This window comes from Gammaproteobacteria bacterium (genome assembly GCA_016200485.1).
In the GTDB taxonomy this organism is placed as follows: domain Bacteria; phylum Pseudomonadota; class Gammaproteobacteria; order Tenderiales; family Tenderiaceae; genus JACQEP01.
Map to the genome: position 1 here is coordinate 92740 of JACQEP010000014.1, position 19348 is coordinate 112087.

The following is a 19348-nucleotide window of genomic DNA, read 5'->3' on the forward strand; positions in this document are numbered from 1 at the left end:
CCACCCGAGAATGGACGACAAACCATGACCCAGCCCATCGCTCATACACCGCTTACCTTCCTGCAAATCCACATCGATGCGGCTCGTAACTCTACGGATGATTTCAACCTGTTCCATGACAGGGTAAAGTGGGGACGGATTCATGGCAATCCGTTTGGCGGTCCGATCGCACTTGGCTTCCAGCTGGAGTGTTTGATCGAAGATCAGCTGCGGCTTTATCGCGCACAGCACAACGAAGCTATAGTGATTGAAGACAACAAACTGCGATTCAGCAACTATCAATTCACCTTCGCCAGCGTAGTAAAACCCGGCGAGACCGTACAGGTCGAGATCAAAAAATCGCAATTCAAACCGGGAGAGAACACCACCCTCAGCAACCGGATTGCAATCAAGAATGAGCGCGGCATCGTCATCTTCGGTTTCAAGAAAGAATCGCAGGCCCCGCTCTTCCTCAGCGACACCCACCTCTCATCCCTGCCCGATCTCACCCATCAACCCGACCGCAGCTACATTGAGGGCACCGGTCTTTTCTATAAACGGAAGTTCATGAGCAACGGCAATGCCAAGAACTTTCTCTCGGGCTCACTGGCCGATCAGTCGGCCTATTTTGACGAGCTTGAAGAGCGGATCAGATTTCCGGAGACCTACTCAGCAGGGCTCATCTCCTGCGCCCTGCTGGAACGCGCCCTCAAAAACCACCATGACTTTGAACGTGAGCCGATGGTCTATACCACTCACAACATTTCAATCGATCGCGAACTGACAAAAAGGCTGCGCAGTAATGATATACTCCACATGCTCGTCAATGAACCCACCGCGATCGCAGCGGGTGAAGATGCCGCAGGTGTTACTCAATATCTACACCACTGCTTTGGTTTACTGAAAAATGGTGCAATTCTGTTCCGCGCAGAGATCACCATGATGCCGTTAGCAGCAATACTGAAAGCCACGCAATAAGGCCAGAAGAGCCGTAAAAACCTGCATCAGAGACTTGTTTCATCGGTTTAGACTAAAATCCGAAATCGGTCACCTGTGATATTCTGAATACAACATGCAGCTCACCCTCATCGACAGTCTAAGCGACGTTCCCGCCCCACAATGGAATGCACTGGCCGGCAACGAAAACCCTTTCCTGCGCCACGAATTCCTCGCCGCACTGGAACAGCACCACTGTGTCGGCGAACACGCCGGTTGGTGGCCGCAGCATCTGATTGCCACCGATAATGGCCAACTGCTCGGTGCCGTGCCGATGTACCTGAAGAATAACTCCTACGGTGAATTCGTCTTCGACTGGGCTTGGGCCGAAGCCTATGAACATGCACACTTGAACTACTACCCAAAACTGATCGTCGCCATCCCCTACACCCCCGCCACCGGCCCGCGCCTGCTACTGGCCGATGGACCGCAACGCGAAATGGTCGCTGACCTGCTCATCACCGGCACACTCGAACATGCCCGCCAGCTGAATGTCTCAAGCCTGCACTGGCTGTTTACCGATGAGCGCGACACCGCACGTCTGCAACAACACGGTCTGTTACAACGCATCGGCTGTCAGTATCACTGGACCAACCACACCTATCGCGATTTCGACGACTTCCTGCAAACACTTTCCGCCGAAAAACGCAAAAAGATCAAACGCGAGCGCCGCCAGGTCACCGAAGCCAACGTCACGCTCGAGCTACTCGACGGCCACCACATCGACGCAGCGCAGTGGGATATTTTTCACGACTTTTACCAATCTACCTTCGACAAAAAATGGGGCACTGCCTCGCTGACCCCAGGTTTTTTTAAAGCACTGGGGAAAACCATGCCCGATCACACCCTGCTCATCTTCGCACGCCATAACGGCCGCTACGTCGCAGGCTCATTTTTCTTACGCGGGCGCGACACGCTCTACGGCCGCCACTGGGGTTGCAGTGAACAATTCCACAGCCTGCATTTCGAAGCCTGTTATTACCGCGCCATCGACTACTGCATCGAACACGGCCTCAACCGATTCGAAGCCGGTGCGCAGGGCGAACATAAAATCAGTCGTGGCTTTCTACCCACCCCCATCTACTCCGCCCACTGGATCGCCCACCCAGGCTTCCGTAACGCCATCGCCGATTATGTCGCGCGTGAAGAAATCCTCATGCAACAACAGATGCAGAAGCTTGCAGCCCATTCGCCTTATAAATGTAAGTAGTGGCGAAGATCGTGAAATGGCTTAACCCCTGTTGATGTCGTATCTTGAGACTATTCTACTTGATCTTTATTCGGTGGCTTACCCTGACGAGAGAGACTAGCCCAACCCCCAATAACAGCAAACTTCCCGGTTCCGGCACTTGCCCATTGGGTGGTGCAAGCACATACGTCGGGGCATTCAATGCAACTTCGCTTCCAGGCGCTGTTGCGAAGGACAGTAGCGTTGGATTGCTCGAGTCGATGTCGAAACTCAGCAATGTGTCAGCCCCTGATGCGTCCAGCGTCGGAAGCGGAGTGCCGGTGATATCCAAGATGCTGAAGCCGAAGGCGTCTGGCGTTCCGCCTGCATCGAGATTTGTCGTCATGTCCAATTTGAACGACAACGTGTTACCTGGCGTAAAACGTTGCGCAAATGAATTGAAGAAATCGCTATCGGTAAGAGTAATACCAGAAACGAGACTCGCATCCCCACTCGCTCCGCCCAATGGCTCGCAATTTCCCGCCACACCGCAACTGCCGGCGCTACCGCCACCGAAACTGAAGTTGCTGAGCATCACGGTGTTGTTATTGTCACTTAGCCCCGATCCGTCATTCAGCTGAAAGGCCAGCGCATACCCCGCCGCACCATTTATGGCGCTCGTATTCAAATTCACCGTGTAAACGACGTTCGCATGTACCGTACCTGCCACGGCCAGCGCAATCGGTAACAGCGACCAAGATGCAACGCGTTGTCTAATGTTCATATGTATCGTTCTCCCTATCTCATTCCTGACGTGGATAACACGCGTGGAGTGTAACTAATGCTGGTTTTGGCAGGATTGCTGAATTGAAGTGTCATTGAGACGCTCGCGCCCGGTGCCAGACTAGCCACGCTTGTATTGATCGAGGAATCGGCGTACGGACTGTTCTGCGGCGCCGTACAACTCGTCGTGCCTGCAACGTTGAACAGGCCGGCATTACCACTCAGATTGAGATTGTCGAGCACCAGCGAGATCGGCCCAAAGATCGGTGCATTACTGGTATTGGTCAGCGTGACATTCTGGGAGAAAAGTTTGGTACCAAAGTTGAAGAGGTAGCCGGAACGTTTCACCGCAATCGAAGAACTTACATCGACTGCGCAAGCTGCCACCAGGTTTATAGCCGCGTTCTGAGCGCCGATCAGGTCACCGACACCAGCAACGCCATTGGCATCAGGCGCACCGCATCTCTCTGGAATTTGCTGATCCACTGCGGTTGGATTATCGCAAAAGGCCTCGTGGAAGTTCTCTGGGTCAGGGTCATACGCACCGGTGTATTTATAGAACTCGTAAGTTCGGCTAACCGCTTCATTGCCGGCGCCCGCCTCTCCCCCGTTTTCGCTGGACTCATTAATTCCATCAGGTTTATCCAATGGGGCCGATTGCAGCAACTGCCACTCGATCTCTGGCGGCTCTGCGGGATTCGGTACGTCCGCTCCGTCAGGAACAAGATCATTAAGGTCGGCCGGATCGGACAGCTCGGTTTTGTAGATTTTCATCCAGATCGCATCTCCCCACTGCCCCTTTCCGGCCGGCGGAAGAGGTGGCGCAGGCGGTGCTTGCACTACTGCCACCACCACCGGGGGCTGAGCCGGAGGAACACCCGGAGGTGGAGGTGCTTGGTTAACGTTCCAGATCGGTGCAGGAACATTGACCGGTGCCGGAATGCTCGGATTACCGGGGCTGCCGACCACGCTCAGCTTGCCTGTCACATTGTTCCCCACCAGCCACCGATAAGTGGTCTTGGTCGGATTACCGATCAGCGAAACGCCAAAGTGTTCGCAACCGCTGGTGGGATAATGTACCGGGTCGCCATAGATCCAGCACTGATGTCCCATCGTAACTGGGTAGGGTGGCGTCGGCGAGGGAGTCGCTTCGATAAACACTCCGCCGACATACGTGCTGGCATAGCGAACAATGGTGCCGGTGCCGGCGGCATTCCGCAATACAGTCGGTTTGCCATAGCGTATATAAGGCACGGCGGGATTACCCGAGTCACCAAAGGTGTAAACGACATCACCGGGGGATATCCCCTCGAGTTCAATTTCAAACCCGTTCGTTGGCTGACCAGTGTCATTGATAACATCGAAATTGCTCAAGGTGCCATACATGACCGGCGCGGTTATGCCGAGCGCCAGCTGATTCACCAGGAGCAGAGACAACGCGGTAATCCACGACGCCAGAACGATTGGTAAAGATCGATGATTCACGGCTAGCCTCCATTCATCAATATGAAACGCGGGCATAAAAGCAACTACTCAGGATAGCAGTGTAGTTCATGAATAGGACTAAATCTATCAATGCTGATTTGAAGAGCAGATTTTTTTTATTTACATGCTGATTTTACTCTTTATCAATAGGACATAATTCTACATAACAAATCAACTTATCATGCAGGTTTTAGTAACGACATCGCCTATTATGTCGCGCACGAAGAAAATCTCATGCAACAACAGATGCAAAAACTTGCCGCGCATTCGCCTTATAAAAACCGCAACCTGTAGAATAGAGCGCATGGACAAAGAAGAACGCTTCAACGGTATCAGTCACCTCATCGGCGCCGTACTCGCGCTGGCCGGTGGTGCGGTGCTCGTTACTTATGCCGCCATCGATGGCGATGTCCGCAAGATCATCAGCTACAGTGTCTACGGCTTTACCCTGTTCCTGCTCTATCTCGTCTCCACCCTTTATCACAGCCTCAGCGGCCGGGCTAAACGGATATTCCAGGTGTTCGACCACCAGGCCATCTACCTGCTGATCGCCGGCACCTACACCCCCTTCACACTCGTCGCACTCAAAGGTGCCTTGAGCTGGTGGATGTTTGGCGTGATCTGGGGGCTCGCGGCATTCGGTGTCGTCCTCGACGCATTGCCACGCAAAGGGGCACGAGTGGTGCCGATTATCATCTACCTGGTCATGGGCTGGCTCTGTCTCTTCGCCCTCGATCCGATCATCGCCGCGTTGCCGCCCGCGGGCTTTCGCTGGCTGCTGGCCGGAGGAATTTTCTACACCACAGGCGTCGTGTTTTTTATCCTGGACCACTGGTACCCGAGGTGCCATGGCATCTGGCATTTGTTTGTGCTTGCGGGCAGCGTAAGTCACTATTTTGCGATACTGCTCTACTTGTGATGAAAAAGGTGTCAGATTTATTAAAGGGCTTTGACCCGAAAGGAACCTCAGAACGTCGCTAATGCTGGCGGCAAGCTAATGGCTAACCATATTCGGCATCGCCCGCGCTTGCGGAAAAACCGTAAATCCCTCGATCGCAACATGATTTTTCCCACGATGCTTTGCCTGATACAGCAATTTATCAGCCGCTTTAAGCAAATCACCAATTAACTGCCACCTCCGACTCGCCGCCACAACACCAATACTTACCGTCACCTTAATTTCCTGCTGCTGATAAGTAAGCGTTATGTTTTCAATCGCCGAACGCACTTTCTCCGCTACCACATCACCTGCATCGATGGTCGTGGAAGGCAAAAGTACAACAAACTCTTCACCACCGATGCGGGCAATCACATCAACATCGCGCAAACACTGTTTCAGCGTATCTGCCACATGTTTGAGCACTCGATCCCCCGCGTCATGCCCATATGTGTCATTTATTTTTTTGAAATCATCCATATCAATCAGCATCAACGTGACCGGCGTCTTGTAGCGAGTCCAGCCCTTTAATATTCTTTCTGCCTGAATAAAAAAATAATGCCTGTTGTACAGCCCCGTCACATGATCCAATATTGCCATCGTTTTCAACTCTGCCAGACTGGAGAAATGTATCACCATGATGATGCACGCCGCCCAAATCACGGCTAAGGCAATGCCACGATTGATCAGCACCATGTAATGAATGCCGCCAGGTTCGGAGATAAAATAGCCAATGATAGTTAATAGACTGCCGATGATCGCCATGCCGACGGCATCCCAGCGACGTTGGGTTATCAGACTCAACAGCACCAGCAGTACATAAGACACGCCTGCGGCCACACCGAACGGTAACATCGCATCAAATGCAAATATGAGCATCGCGGCAGAAAAACCAAGCAGCTTGAAGATCGCGGCTGACATATTCAACACATCTCCTTTAACGGATCGAGTAATACCGGTCACTTACTAGTGAGTATAAGACGGCGAGTCATAACGACAATGTCAAAAAAAGGCGACACTTTTAAAGTGGAGTTTACACGCAGTAAATCACCCCGCCGCAAACGGACGGGGTATTAAATCGCAGGAGCGGTTTCGGCGCGATAACGCCGCCAGGCGGGGCTTGCGGCGTAGGGGCGATTCATGAATCGCCCCTACAATCTTTTGCAGCAAACTGCGGGGAATTACACCCGCAGAGATTTAACGGTAATCGAATTTTCTAGGTCACAGACTCTATTTCCTTTGATGGCGTCTCGGTCTGAGCATGCTTGCCCACCTTGCCGCTGAGTTCGATCGCTCGCTTTAGCGCACGCAGCGTACGTTCCATGCGCATACTTTGCTCATTTAAGCCGCGGCGAAGACCGGACATTGCACCGCTTTGAATGAGCTGCATTCCACTTTCCGCATCAAGCTTATTCGACATGAGAAGTTGCCGATTTTCCGGCTGCCGCAACTTGATCATCGCACCACCCAAGGCATAGTACGCAAGTTCGAGCTTATCTACCGCGAGATCTTTACGTATAACTTCATTCGGTGGCGGGTCTGGCAGCGTAAGCTTGATATACACCGAAGGTGAAAGCAAATACGACAATGGATCGGGAATCGCTACATCGAAGACAAAGTCGAGCACCATGCAAGGCGACGTCTTTTGTGTCATCAGGTCCCACGCAACGGCACCGTGTCTAACCAAATATCGAGGCGATAGACGATCGGCCGCATCATTCAACGCAGTCTGCTTAAGCCGGGGGTCCAGTGCCACATCCAGGAACGCTTGCCAGGCGAGTTGCTTGAACGTTTTCGGGCGAGATAGCCACTTGGCGATATTGCACCAATACGCCTTGATATTCGCGTAATGGGCCTGACCTGCCGGCGATGCAAGAAAACCCTGTCCTTTGACAGCATCAACGGGATTAGGCTCATCTGAAAATTCCGACTTGACGCCCGTCACATTGATGTTGGTGAAGTGATGGAAAGTCGAGTCTACCACCACTCGTCCGACCTTAGCACGGTGACCGTTGTAGGCAGTGATCACCGGGAAATTTGTCGCAGTGACATTCGTATTGGAGTCCCTGACACCTTCGGTAGGATCGTCAAAATTTGGATCATAGCTTCGCGCCTTGACCCGGCCATAGGCCACCACTTCCGGTGAAACCCGGGTGCCGTTCGAGAGCAGAGGGTATTCGTCATGGGACTGGCCTTTGATCGCAAATGTTTTAGTCAGGTCTTGCGGGACGAGACAACGTCCCTCGTGCATATGGTCCGGCAACACATCGATCACACCGTTCGGCCCACACAGTAATGGATGCGGTACCCGTTCAATCCAACCGATCTCGCCGCCTGCAATATGGGAGATGTGCTGGCGAATCACGCGCATGACCGGATCGATCTGCTGAGGAATATCGTCCGATTGATCCTGGAACTCGTAGTGCACATTGTGACCTGTGACGAGCGTATCAAGACGATAGCGGCCAACCGGCGGCGGCGATTTGCTGGCGTCAGGGACAAATGCATCGGGATTACCCGTGTAATTTAACCACCCATAATCCGTCGTCCATTGCCGCATACTGCGCACTCGTGGCACTTTGGCACACAGATCGGCACCGAGGTCGTCATGATCACCTGTCGCAAACACACCGCCGCCATCATTCATGAACTGAGCCAGGACTTCGACCTCGCTATCGGACATCGCGAAACCTGAAGGATCGCCATAAGGGCCTTGCGGATTGCTACTCGCAAATCCCATCAGCCACACCACATCGTAGTCGTTCGCGTTGAAAAATCCCTGCTGAAACTTAAAGCTCGTAATATCCGCACCCGCAGTATGTTGCATGCCATCGTTCCAACGATGCGCCTTCGTAACCTGATAGCCGCCGTCTTTAAGCGCCTGAACGAGTTCCGTGAGCCCGAATCGTTCACTCGGTGCGCTATAGCTACCTTCGGCGTCACTCACCATCAATATACGTATTGCCATATTCTCCTCCTTGAGTTTGGCGTAAAGAGCAACACTGCTCCCTGCGTTGCTCTACCTCGTACACTCATGCGCTCGCAAGTTAAACTGGCATCTGATCTACGTCAAAACTGAGATCAATACAAAAGGACACATGATCTGAAAGTCTCCGCTGTTGAAATCCACATTCACGTGGCCACTGTCGGTGCCGGTTCCATAGGTAATGGCCGCCGTCACCTCAATTACCGTCACTGCATGCGGCGGCATCACAAAGAGAGTGTGACGGAGATCGACGCCTCTGAATACGTTCTTGGTTTCAATGGCCCCCACATCGCCAAAACCTCCTCCCGTGGTTGCTACGGACGCTACCTGCTGAGTTTGGTCAGCCTGTGCTAACGGTTCGGTCGGTGGCTGATTCCACCACTCAAAGACGTGCAGATGCCCACCGACGCCTACACTGGCGTGTCTGTCACCCGGCCAGAACCCCCCGCCCTGAGACGCCCGGAGCTGTCCATTGAAAACCAGGTAACCGTCGACATTGATCACGGAAAACCGGTCGCTCGGATTCTCATAGAGAAAATAGAACCCCAGCTCCTCGTAACCGAACGTCCGGCCAGAATCGAGAGTAATTTTCGCCGTGCTTCGATACGGGTCTGTATGCGAGTCTAATAGTTCTATGCCATGGGTCGGCCAGATGAGAAAAGGCGAATCCAGCGCGACAAAGAAAGGCTGGGGTGACACGGCTGTGGAGATTAGCGTATCGAACGCCTGGCGCTTGCTTTCGATGGCGTGAATGAACGTCTTCATTTCGGATGAAGACTGCTTGATGGCGGCCGCCTTTTGCTCATCCGCAATACGGCTCAGTTCAGCTTGATTGCGCGCGAGAATCTCATCGAACTTCTCGCTCTCAAAACCGTTTTTGGTTGCGAAGTACTCGATAAGCTGCCAGCTAGCGCGTTGATTGGCCAGTACCTCCGATCGCCCGGAGAATCTTGCCCGGAGAGCGGACTCCTCCTGCCGCGCATCTTTGATCAACGCCAGATCCCTGGCAGCCTTCAATTCTGTGATGAGCTGGGGTACGTAAGACTTTGTAGTCTTGGCCTGAGCTGAACGAATGTGAGACACACGAGCCTTTCCCATGACGACCTCCCTGTCTAAGCGTAATAGACTGAATAGATTGATGAAGAAACTGATAAGCAAGTACAGGTCGACTAAACGCTACTCTCCCTACGCTACTCTCCCTAGAATACAAGAATAGTCCAAATAGTTGAGATTTCCACTCAGAATAAAAACGGCTAGGGCATGGTTAAAGAGCTTTGACCCGAATGGCACTTAACTTAAGTTTTTTTATTTCCTCCTCTTGATGGGGAAGCGTTGGTACTTCCACAAATAAATAATTAGACTTCAATTCATTCCGCCATCACAGCAAAAACAAGAGGGACTCAGATTTATTCGTTTTGATCCACCAAACTGACAACGGCCTCTCCCGACCGTTTGTTCAGCACCAACCAAAGTTCGCAATACTCATTCAGCGCCTCCATCGGCGTTGGATCATCGGCACAATTGCATCCGGCAATCATCCCACGATAAAACACGCCGATCTTGGCGCGAATAACGTCCGCCGTATCAGCAACCGAAATAATCCGTACACTGGGTTTATCGTCAACCACATAACTACTAACAGACAACCCCTGCTGCAACGGCAGCTGATCGACAGGCAGTGCTTCCACTTCGCGTGTTAATACCGAGTTAAATTCTGGCGTCGACCAAGCGTTGCGGGATTCAGGTAGGCGGATCATAGTTAGCAAAACTGTGCTTGACCTGTAACCAGGATAACCTATTTTTATACGGTTCTATAACTTGCATCCTCCGCTAAAAAGTCCAATGGAAAGAGAAATAATCGCCATTTACATTCCGCAATTATCTCGCCAGATGAGAATTTCAGTACTCAATTAAATAATATGCTTAACGAGCCCCTAAGAAAGTCGTAATGCGGTCGTAAGGTATTTCCTAATCTTCAGAGAAATGTGCGGCTAGTGTTTTATTCCACAGTAACAAAACTGTATCAGTCGCGCACCATCGACACAGCATACACCCACGATACTGTTTCAAAATGTTTACAACTCCAATCTTGAACAAGGCAGATGGATTAATGCTTGTAATTTAAGCACCTGATGTTACCTGTTCGCAATATAAGGCACGACGAGTGTTTCAATCTGTTTACAAGTGGATTGCCAATACATTTTACAATGCGACAGACCTTTAATAGCAAGCTTAGAAAATTCATGAAGTTGCGGCACAAGCCAGAGTTGGGCACGGCATTTGCATTATTGGATATCCCAGTGGCCTTCTATACAGATCGACAATAAACGGAGGACGTTATGAATAATGTTATTAATAATGATACTTTCAGTAAAAAGCGTCTATGCACTGCTGTGGCCCTTGCCCTAGGTATTTCGGCTCCGGTCTGGGCAAATCCAACCAACACCGACTCCGGTGGCGGTGACCAAACTGCTACCGCTACTTCCACACAAACCGACAACAGTGGACCAGTAGCAAACGAGTTTTCAACAGCCTCAGTGGCAAACACAGATGACAATTCAGATAACTCAGATAATTCAAATAACTCAGATCAAGGAAACGATAAGAGCACTGACAACAGTAACCAGAACAATAACAGCAGTACTAACAATTCTGATGTGAACAATAATAAGAGTATCAACACCGATAATTCAAATCAGAATAACAACAATGACAGTAGCGTCTCGCAGTCGAACAACACCGACAATAGCATCACTAATTCCAACAATACCAGCACATCGATTACCGCACAAACCATTTTGAATGGCACCGTATCAAATAACTCGGTCACCAACACTGGTAATACGGGTGGTTCCGGCGGCGCTGCCGGCGCGGGTGCCAGTGGCGGTAATGGCGGCAATGCCAATGTGACTAATACCGGTGGATCGAGTATTGGTGGTAATGGCGCGCAAGGTGGCATGAGCGGCAGCAACACCGCCACCGCCAACAGTGGACCGAGTAATGCCGGCAGTGGCGGCAATGGCTCAAATGGCGGAAACGGCACTGCGAATTCCACAAGCGGCGTTGCTTCGGCGAATGGCGGCTCAGCCGGTAACGGTGGCAGTTTCTCAGGCGCTAGCACCAGCGGTAATGCCAGCAGCACTAATGGTGGCGATGCAACTACCACGGCTACCAGCGGTCAGGGCCTGAGCGGTAGCGTCGGCGATACCTCGGGATCATCCGCAGGTGGCGTTGCGACTGGCGGAATAGGAGGCAGCACGAGTACTAGTGCCTCCACTGGCGCGGGCACGAGCGGTAACGGAGGAGGCGCGACGAATGCCGGTACCACGGGTAACGGTGCTGGCGGACTTGGTGGCGGTACGACCGCTACCAGTACCAGCGGCGCGGGCATGAGCGGTGCCAGCGGCGGTATCACCGCCAATGGCAGCAGCGGCAGCGCAACTGGCGGATTGGGTGGTGCCACCACTGCAGACTCAACCTCCGGTCAGGGTATGAGTGGCAATGTGGGTAGTTCTACTGGTACTGGTACCAGTGGCACTGGCACTGGCGGAAGCCTAGGCGATGCCTCGGCCGCGGCGAGTAGTGGCCAAGGCTTGGGCGGCTCAGTGGGTGATACTGCGGGTACAGCTACCGGTGGCAACAGTGCTACCGGCGCAGGTGGCGCAGGGAATACCGGCAACCAGGCTAACGGTGGCGCAGGCGGAACTCCTAGCGGCGCCGGCGGTGCAGGCGGCACAGTCGGTAATACTACCGCTGGCGCGGGCGGCGCGGGCGGTACAGCAGGACAAGCCACTGGCACCGGCACCGGCGGATCCAGCGGTGCTGGTACTGGCGGCATGGCATCAGGGACCGGCACCGGCGGTACCGCCGGACATGGTACCAGCGGCGTGGCATCGGGGACCGGCACCGGCGGTACCAGTGGTGGCGCAGCGAGTGGCACCGCAAGCACCACCGGCACCGCGGGTAATGCGGGTGACAGCACCACTGGCCAGGCCAGTGGCACAGGTACCAGCGGCGATAGCGGTATGGCAACAACCGGCACCGCCAGCGGTACTGGCACTGGCGGCAGCGGCGGACATGGCACCAGTGGTGCGGTAACTGGAACGGCGAGCGGCGGTACTAGCGGTGCGGCCACTTCCGGAACAGCTTCTACCACCGATACGGGCGGTGCCGGCGGTCAGGCCAACGGTGGCGGCTCGACGACCACTGCATCCGGCGGCAACACCGGCGCAGCCACCTCCGGTGCAGCGACAGGCACGGCGAGTGGCGGTGCGGGCGGCACGGCCACATCGGGCACAGCCTCATCCGATGGAACCAGCGGTAGCGGCGGTAGTGCTGGTGGCGGAACAGCCTCCTCCGGCGCTTCTACGGCGTCGGCAACCGGCGGTGCGGGCGGTAGTGGTGCTGCGGGCGGTGATGCTACCACTGGCACGGCATCCAACACCCAAGACACGGGTGGCGGTGGCGATGGCGGCTTGGGCGGTGATTCCACGACCGGTGAAACCCTGGCTAACGTCACCACTGGCAATGGTGCCGCAGGCGGCAATGGCGGTAGCGCTAATGGCGGAGATGCGGGGACCTACAATGCCTCCAACACCATCAGCGGGGGCTTCGACGGTGCCGCCGGCATTACTGTGGTGAGCCAGAACACGGGGCACAATGCCTTAGTGCAACAAGGTGTCACGGTGCAGGCCAATTTAACCCCTTGAGTTTGAGTTAGCGACGGTGAGTTTAACGCCGGGGCGGTTGTAAGCCGTCCCGGCGTACCTTCCGTAATATCCAAGCAGGGGTCTCCTCTGATGCCAGGAAAACAAATAATCGTGATGGCACTCGCGCTGTGGCTTGGCATAATGCTTTCACCGCATGTCCTCGCCGAGGAAGCCGAGGAGAAAGCTGGCACGGCGGAAATTGGCGGCATGCTGGCCGACGGTGAACTTGCAGCGATGCGCGGTGGCGAGGACCAGTATCTCAATGACATGGAGTTATCTGCACAACTCTATGAAAACCAGGCCATATCCAATGTCACTGGCTCCAATATCATCACCCAGGATGCCTTTGCCGGGGCTAAGGGCTTCGCAACTATAATTCAAAATTCTGGAAATAACGTCATCATTCAAAACGCCACCATATTGAATCTGCGGCTGCAGTAGCTATGGAAATGCTTAGATATCTAGGCCCTTCGTTGCTGTTTTTAGCGCTAACCGCAACACCTGCGCAGGCAGGATTCGTAAGCCTCGCCGGCGCTGCGCCGGGAAACATTTTCGTTCCGGTCACCAGCCTTAAGGAGGCGCGCTTTCGCACCACTCTACGGCAACAATACGATTTCAGCTGCGGCTCTGCGACCATGGCAACGCTGCTGACATACCACTACGATCATCCTGTGACTGAGCAGGAAGTTTTTCTCGCTATGTATGAACAAGGCGACAAGGAAAAGATCCGCGTTGAAGGATTCTCCATGCTCGATATGAAAAAATACCTTGATCAAAATGGATTCCGCGCCGAAGGCTACCGAGCATCACTGGATCAGCTGTCAAAGGCGGGCATCCCTGCCATCGCACTCATCAAGGAAGCGGGCTACAACCATTTCGTTCTGATCAAGGGAATTCGCGATGGCAAATTACTCATCGGGGATCCCGCAGTCGGCACCAGGACCATCTCGCGCACTGACTTTGAGAAAATGTGGACGAACGGTATTCTGTTCGCCATAAGAAATTCAAAAGCCAAAAATAACTTTAACCGCGTCCAGGAGTGGAAGGTTCGCGCACCCGCCCCCATCGATAGGGCGATACTGAGCGACACCTCGGCGGGCACCCACTTGATGCGTCCCGGAAAGAATGATTTTTAGGAACCGAATATGATGCGATGTTTTCGGCAAGGCGTTACACGGATGCTGTTGTTGCTGGCAGGCAGCACGACGATCCATGCCGGGACGTCCGTTGTTGATGAACATATTGTTAGTGATCTCTTCGATCAACCGCGGGTCGACGCGACCGAGCTCAATAGCATTCGCGGTGGTTTTTCCCTCTTCGATCGTGATACAGAGCTGCAAATATCCATCGGTATTGAGCATGCTGCGTTCGTGGATGGTATTCTCCATGTATCGACTAAGTTCGAAATCCCATCATTAGGATCCACGGCCATCGGCGCGGATGAGTTGCAGGGTTTAACCATCGTACAGAGTGGTCCTAATAACCATTTCCTGGCCTCGAGCCTCAATGACTTACCTGCCAGCGTAATGACGCTGGTGCAGAACAGCTTGGATAACAAAACCATTTCCAATCTCAATATCATCAACGCCACTGTCACCAGCCGCGAATGGCTTCGCGACATGGCTGTCACCTCCTCCCTGCAAGACATGCTTGCCGCCTCAGTTCGCTGACAGCGATACTCAAAAGTTCATCGGCCAGCGCAGGGTAAGTTGCATATCCGGCGTATCTTCCGTCAAACCCGCAGAAAGCGAAACGTTAAAGCTCCGCTTATCACTCAGGCGATAGGTGTAGCCCAACAGCAAAGAACCGAGCTGGACCACCGTTGCACTAGGTGCCGTTGCGCCATTGATTTCATCCCTGCCAATGACGCTGTGATCATAGCCCAGACTAAAAGACGCCTTTTCGTTAAGCGCCACTCCCATGCCAAAATTGATGCCGAAAACATCGCCGGGATCAACGGAGCCATAATTTGCCCCGGCGTTTCTCCCCAAATTGAATTGATAACTCACACCGCCGAAAAATGCCGCCGGGTCCGAAGCAAAAATCGCGGTCAAACCTGGTTGTATCCCGTAAAACCCGGATCCCGTGGGCAGTGTCTTCTGCAGATTGTTGTCATCCAACTCCACATCAAATGGACTGTCACCAGAACGGGTCTTCACGCGCAGGTAACTAATGTAAAAGGGCGTCTCAGCGCCGCCATCGTTCATCTGCCAACGAGCGGTAAACTCCGCATCCCCTATCCCGCTGCCACTGACGCTGGAAGCAGTTTCTTGATTGGCGCCGCCGCCGAAGGCGCGCGTTACGGTGGAGTCATTACGATAAACATAGGGCAGCTTTCCCTCCAACTCGAAGCGATTACTGACGCCATAGCGGGCAGTCATGGCCGCGATCACTGTGGTGCGATTGACACTCCTGATATCGATAAGCCCTATTAGAATGGCCGGGATGACTGTATAACCAACCAACGTCACGCGGTTGCTTGAAGCATAGGCATATTGCAGTGATGGCTCTATGGCAAAACTTCCACGCGGGGTCAGTATTCCCGGCTGGTCGAAGATCTGTGCGACAGTCGGCGGGCGGCGGCTGCGTTCAGGTGCCTGTCCTACCGACGACGGCGGCGGCGGTTTCTGTGCCTCTTCCTCGACTGCCGCTGGCGAATTGTTCTCTGCCGGCGCTTGATCCTCCGCCCGCACCGGCCACGCGATCACTATTAAACCCAACATCAGCCCGGCAAAAACGAGAAATTCAGTTCGATGCACAGTCATGGGCCTTCTCCCCAGGTCGAGCACTTAACATCCACAGCAATGCGATCACTGGTCTGGCTCCAGCTTGTTCATCAATCTATACAATGTCACACGTGATACACCGAGCTGACGGGCCGCCTCCGAGACGTTGTTGTCTGCAAAATAGAGTGCCCGATTTATCGCCTCCCTCTCCATCTGAGTGCGGGCAACTTCCAGCTTTATTGGATTCCTGGCAGCACGCCGCTTCTCCAGACCGAGATCATCCGCGGTCAACAGACGCTTCTCACTCATGACTACGGCACGGCGCACGCGATTGACTAACTCGCGGACGTTGCCGGGCCAATCGTGATTCTTCATCGCATGCAGGGCTTGTCTGCTGAACCCTTTAGCAGTTGAAGCGCCATCGCGAGAAAACTTTCTAAAGTACTCATGCGCAAGCATTTCAAAATCGTCCTCACGATTCCGCAAGGGCGGAATCGTGAGATGCAATACGTTGATGCGGTAATAGAGATCTTCCCTGAAACGGCCCAAGGCCACCGCCTCATCAAGATCGACATGGGTTGCCGCTATCACACGCGCCTCGATCGGGATGTGCTTGATGGAGCCGACACGCTGTATCGTCTTCTCCTCAATAAAACGCAGCAGGTTAACCTGAAGATCCAGCGGCAGATCACCAATCTCATCCAGAAAAATTGTCCCCCCATGAGCCGCCTCTATGCGCCCCACTGCATTTGAGTAGGCCCCCGTGAATGACCCTTTCTCATGGCCGAATAATTCCGATTGCACGAGATTAACGGGGATGGCCCCGCAGTTGACAGCGATGAAAGGTTTACCCGCGCGACTGGAATACTGATGAATGGCGCGCGCCGCCAACTCCTTGCCCGTACCACTCTCCCCTTGGATCAGAACCGGTGCGTCCGAGCCGTGAATTTTTCTTAAATCGCGATAGAGCTTCTGCATCGAAACGCTCTGACCGATCATCTCAAACTCGCCCTTACTGCCCTGTCCGCCAACTCGGCTTGCGAGCTTGCGCCTTAATTCAACTTTGCCATAGGCATGCCCTAAGGCAAAGAATAAGCGCTCACCATCCAGTGGCAACGTATGGTAATCGAAGAAAAATTCCCCCACCAATTTTTCAACTGCGACGGTGAACTGATCGACTGGCGGCACAATGGCAACCCACTCTGTGTCCCCATTGGCGAGCAATAATTCCTCGAGTTGCGTGACATCCGCGCCCCTGCAATCAAGACTAACCACACCGACATAGAAATCATGCTGGCTGAGCAGTTCTCGAGCCTCGGCAATATTGGCCGCAGCGTAAACCTCCCAACCAGGTTGTCTGAGTTGATTCACAAAAACCGGCGAATCCGCCACCTGACTGAATAGAAATAGCTTGCGGTAAGCCATATCCACTTCTCCCTGAAATACAGCAAATTCTCCTTAATACCTGATCCGAGAACACACCCGTCACCTATTGCCGGAAAGCGTATTTATGCGCGCACTTCAGTAGAGTCAACACATCAACAAAAAACACAAAACTCCTTAGCGCTTATAGCGCTGTAATGTTAGTCAACATCTTGATCACCGCGATGCTGCGAAAATCAATTCCTCCATATTGCAAGGCCAATCACCTACACTACGTAAGGTGTCAGTGTTGCAAACGTCAACCAACAGTATTGATTTCCACCGCGCTAAGGCCATAGTAATGGCAATTTTTGTTACTTTTTGTACTAATTTTGGATCTTAAATTAGCATTTATGAATATAGTACGAACGCCTGCGCTTTTCCAGAAAACCCGCTTGGAGCAAGGACTTGTGCGCGTTGTTGATCAACGGACAATGCCTCAAACTCGCGCTTTCGTACTGTGTTGAATTCGAGCATAGATCAAGCGTTACGGGATTCAGGTAGGTGGATCATTGGCTATAAAAAATTCACAACGGCATGGGTTGATCGTCGAGGAGCCGGAGCAAACCGTGTGCAATACGATAAAGCACCCACAGCCCGGCAATCCACGCAACAACAAACGCGATTAGAATTCCGATAAATGTCACCGCAAACAATACCGCAACAATCACCCACACCAAAGCAAACCAGAAAGTACGAATCTGCCAGCGGAAATGTGATTCGAGATAGGTGCCGCGCGTCTCCGTACGTTTCGCGTAATTGATGATCACTGCAACGATGGATGGCCACCCACTTACAAATGCCGTGACCACAAACGCCGGACTCAGCACGCCGCCCAGCGCACTCAGCGCGTGCAGACCGTAGATCACATAGGTAAGCGTCACTAAGCTGTTACGTACCGCCGGAGGTGCCTGATGATTAGTTTCAATGTCCACGCGCTTCAGTCCTGTTCACGGTGTTTGGTCTTTGTAATAAAGGGTAGCACCACTTCCCAGTGAACGCTACGAACCGCTCTACGACGGTACCCCTCCTTAAGCGAGGCAATGCGCTTCAAATACAGTATTTTAAGGTCAAATAGTGAGAATTGCGATGCTTTAAACCCGCGCAATATTCTCTATCACCTCGGCTCCCTCTTCCTGAAGGAAGCGTAAAAAGACATTCGCTGCCGGAGACATGTGCCGGTCCTTCGGATGAACAATGTACCAGCGCTCCATCAGCGGAAATCCTTTGATATTCAGCTCCACTAGTTCGCCGCGCTCACATTCACGTGCGACGCAATACCGCGACAGCACCGACAATCCCATATTGCTGGCGACGGCTTGTTTTAGCGCCTCATTACTACTCAACTCCATACCAATATTCAACGTTATTGCCTGGCTATCAAGAAAGCGCTTTAATGCGATTCGCGTCCCTGAAGTACGCTCTCGCAGCAGAAATGTCTCCGTCTTGAGCACTTCCATCGAAAGATGTTTTCGACGCGCGAGGGGATAATCCGACGAGGCGACGACCACTAACGGGTTTTTAATAAACGGAATTATATTGACCTCGACATCATTTGGAACTTGGTCGATCAAACACAAATCATCAAGATTATCTTGTAGTCGCCGCGACAGGTTTTCTCTGTCAACGATACTCAAAGAAAACGTCACTTGTGGGTAGATCTTTTTAAATGCCCCTAACAAAACAGGGACAAAGTATTCCGTGGTGGTCACCCCGGCAAATGTCAACGGGCCACTCACCGTATCAATTCGGTTTGAGATGTGTTCATCAAACCGCGTCACACAAGAAAATATCTCGCGACAGGTTTTCAGAAACGCTCGGCCCTCATAAGTGAGATGAATCTGCCGCCCAACCTGCTCGAAGAGCCGGGTATTCAAACACTCTTCCAGCTTCTTCATCTGCATGGATACCGTTGGCTGCGTAATGAAAAGCTCCCGCGACGCAGCAGTAAAGTTACCTAATCTTGCGACGCATTCGAATACTTGAAGCTGTCGAAACGAAATATTTCGTAACCTACGCGATGCAAGAGTCACTTGGCTTGTGTCGATATGTGTACTCATAGACATATGGTGATGAGGCCGATACGTAATGGTGATTGGATATTGTACGCGATAACGCGCATTGTGGCTGAACTTGCTCATTTGAGCAGCTTAAACA

At 52.8% G+C, this 19348-nt stretch carries 17 protein-coding genes; 7 read left to right on the forward strand and 10 right to left on the reverse strand.

What is annotated here, in order from left to right; genetic code table 11:
* The first annotated feature begins 24 nt into the window (after positions 1 to 24).
* Positions 25 to 957 carry a hypothetical protein gene (locus tag HY272_09230; protein MBI3772866.1) on the forward strand — a complete coding sequence of 311 codons (933 nt, stop codon included), beginning with the start codon at positions 25 to 27 and terminating at the stop codon, positions 955 to 957.
* A gap of 94 nt (positions 958 to 1051) precedes the next feature.
* Complete coding sequence (locus HY272_09235; protein MBI3772867.1) at positions 1052 to 2185, forward strand: N-acetyltransferase; 1134 nt, start codon at positions 1052 to 1054, stop codon at positions 2183 to 2185.
* A gap of 55 nt (positions 2186 to 2240) precedes the next feature.
* Here HY272_09235 and HY272_09240 read toward each other — a convergent pair whose 3' ends face one another.
* Together HY272_09240 and HY272_09245 are read right to left on the reverse strand one after the other, a co-directional pair.
* Positions 2241 to 2927: an NF038129 family PEP-CTERM protein gene (locus HY272_09240; protein MBI3772868.1), complete on the reverse strand. Its 687-nt coding sequence runs from the start codon at positions 2925 to 2927 to the stop codon at positions 2241 to 2243.
* A 14-nt stretch (positions 2928 to 2941) separates the two neighbouring features.
* Positions 2942 to 4411: a hypothetical protein gene (locus tag HY272_09245; GenBank protein MBI3772869.1), complete on the reverse strand. Its 1470-nt coding sequence runs from the start codon at positions 4409 to 4411 to the stop codon at positions 2942 to 2944.
* Between the two features lie 304 nt (positions 4412 to 4715).
* On the opposite strand from HY272_09245, the gene HY272_09250 reads away from it, so the two are divergent.
* Positions 4716 to 5330 (forward strand): hemolysin III family protein, encoded by a 615-nt coding sequence (locus tag HY272_09250; GenBank protein MBI3772870.1) that lies wholly within the window; start codon positions 4716 to 4718, stop codon positions 5328 to 5330.
* 75 nt (positions 5331 to 5405) lie between these two features.
* Here the strand turns inward: HY272_09250 and HY272_09255 are convergent, their stop codons facing one another.
* From HY272_09255 to HY272_09270, 4 genes are all read right to left on the reverse strand, one after another.
* On the reverse strand, positions 5406 to 6269 hold the full coding sequence (locus HY272_09255; protein MBI3772871.1) for a GGDEF domain-containing protein: 864 nt from the start codon (positions 6267 to 6269) through the stop codon (positions 5406 to 5408).
* Positions 6270 to 6564: 295 nt separating this feature from the next.
* The gene (locus HY272_09260; protein ID MBI3772872.1) at positions 6565 to 8316 is read right to left on the reverse strand and encodes a hypothetical protein; all 1752 of its coding nucleotides are present in this window, start codon (positions 8314 to 8316) and stop codon (positions 6565 to 6567) included.
* 96 nt (positions 8317 to 8412) lie between these two features.
* Complete coding sequence (locus HY272_09265; protein MBI3772873.1) at positions 8413 to 9432, reverse strand: hypothetical protein; 1020 nt, start codon at positions 9430 to 9432, stop codon at positions 8413 to 8415.
* Positions 9433 to 9740: 308 nt separating this feature from the next.
* Positions 9741 to 10091 (reverse strand): hypothetical protein, encoded by a 351-nt coding sequence (locus tag HY272_09270; protein ID MBI3772874.1) that lies wholly within the window; start codon positions 10089 to 10091, stop codon positions 9741 to 9743.
* 900 nt (positions 10092 to 10991) lie between these two features.
* On the opposite strand from HY272_09270, the gene HY272_09275 reads away from it, so the two are divergent.
* The 4 genes from HY272_09275 to HY272_09290 all read left to right on the forward strand — a co-directional run bounded on the left by HY272_09275 (position 10992) and on the right by HY272_09290 (position 14713).
* Positions 10992 to 13043 (forward strand): hypothetical protein, encoded by a 2052-nt coding sequence (locus HY272_09275; protein MBI3772875.1) that lies wholly within the window; start codon positions 10992 to 10994, stop codon positions 13041 to 13043.
* 90 nt (positions 13044 to 13133) lie between these two features.
* Complete coding sequence (locus tag HY272_09280) at positions 13134 to 13484, forward strand: hypothetical protein (protein MBI3772876.1); 351 nt, start codon at positions 13134 to 13136, stop codon at positions 13482 to 13484.
* Between the two features lie 2 nt (positions 13485 to 13486).
* On the forward strand, positions 13487 to 14179 hold the full coding sequence (locus HY272_09285; GenBank protein ID MBI3772877.1) for a C39 family peptidase: 693 nt from the start codon (positions 13487 to 13489) through the stop codon (positions 14177 to 14179).
* 42 nt (positions 14180 to 14221) lie between these two features.
* The gene (locus tag HY272_09290; GenBank protein ID MBI3772878.1) at positions 14222 to 14713 is read left to right on the forward strand and encodes a hypothetical protein; all 492 of its coding nucleotides are present in this window, start codon (positions 14222 to 14224) and stop codon (positions 14711 to 14713) included.
* A 9-nt stretch (positions 14714 to 14722) separates the two neighbouring features.
* On the opposite strand, the gene HY272_09295 is transcribed toward HY272_09290, so the two are convergent.
* The 4 genes from HY272_09295 to HY272_09310 all read right to left on the reverse strand — a co-directional run bounded on the left by HY272_09295 (position 14723) and on the right by HY272_09310 (position 19332).
* Positions 14723 to 15808, reverse strand: coding sequence for an acetate kinase (locus tag HY272_09295; protein MBI3772879.1), 1086 nt, complete (start codon positions 15806 to 15808; stop codon positions 14723 to 14725).
* Positions 15809 to 15853: 45 nt separating this feature from the next.
* Positions 15854 to 17194, reverse strand: a complete 1341-nt coding sequence (locus HY272_09300; protein ID MBI3772880.1) for a sigma-54-dependent Fis family transcriptional regulator — start codon at positions 17192 to 17194, stop codon at positions 15854 to 15856.
* 524 nt (positions 17195 to 17718) lie between these two features.
* The gene (locus tag HY272_09305) at positions 17719 to 18120 is read right to left on the reverse strand and encodes a hypothetical protein (GenBank protein MBI3772881.1); all 402 of its coding nucleotides are present in this window, start codon (positions 18118 to 18120) and stop codon (positions 17719 to 17721) included.
* 165 nt (positions 18121 to 18285) lie between these two features.
* Entirely contained in the window at positions 18286 to 19332 is a 1047-nt protein-coding gene (locus HY272_09310; protein MBI3772882.1) for a LysR family transcriptional regulator, read from the reverse strand.
* Between the last annotated feature and the right edge of the window lie 16 nt (positions 19333 to 19348).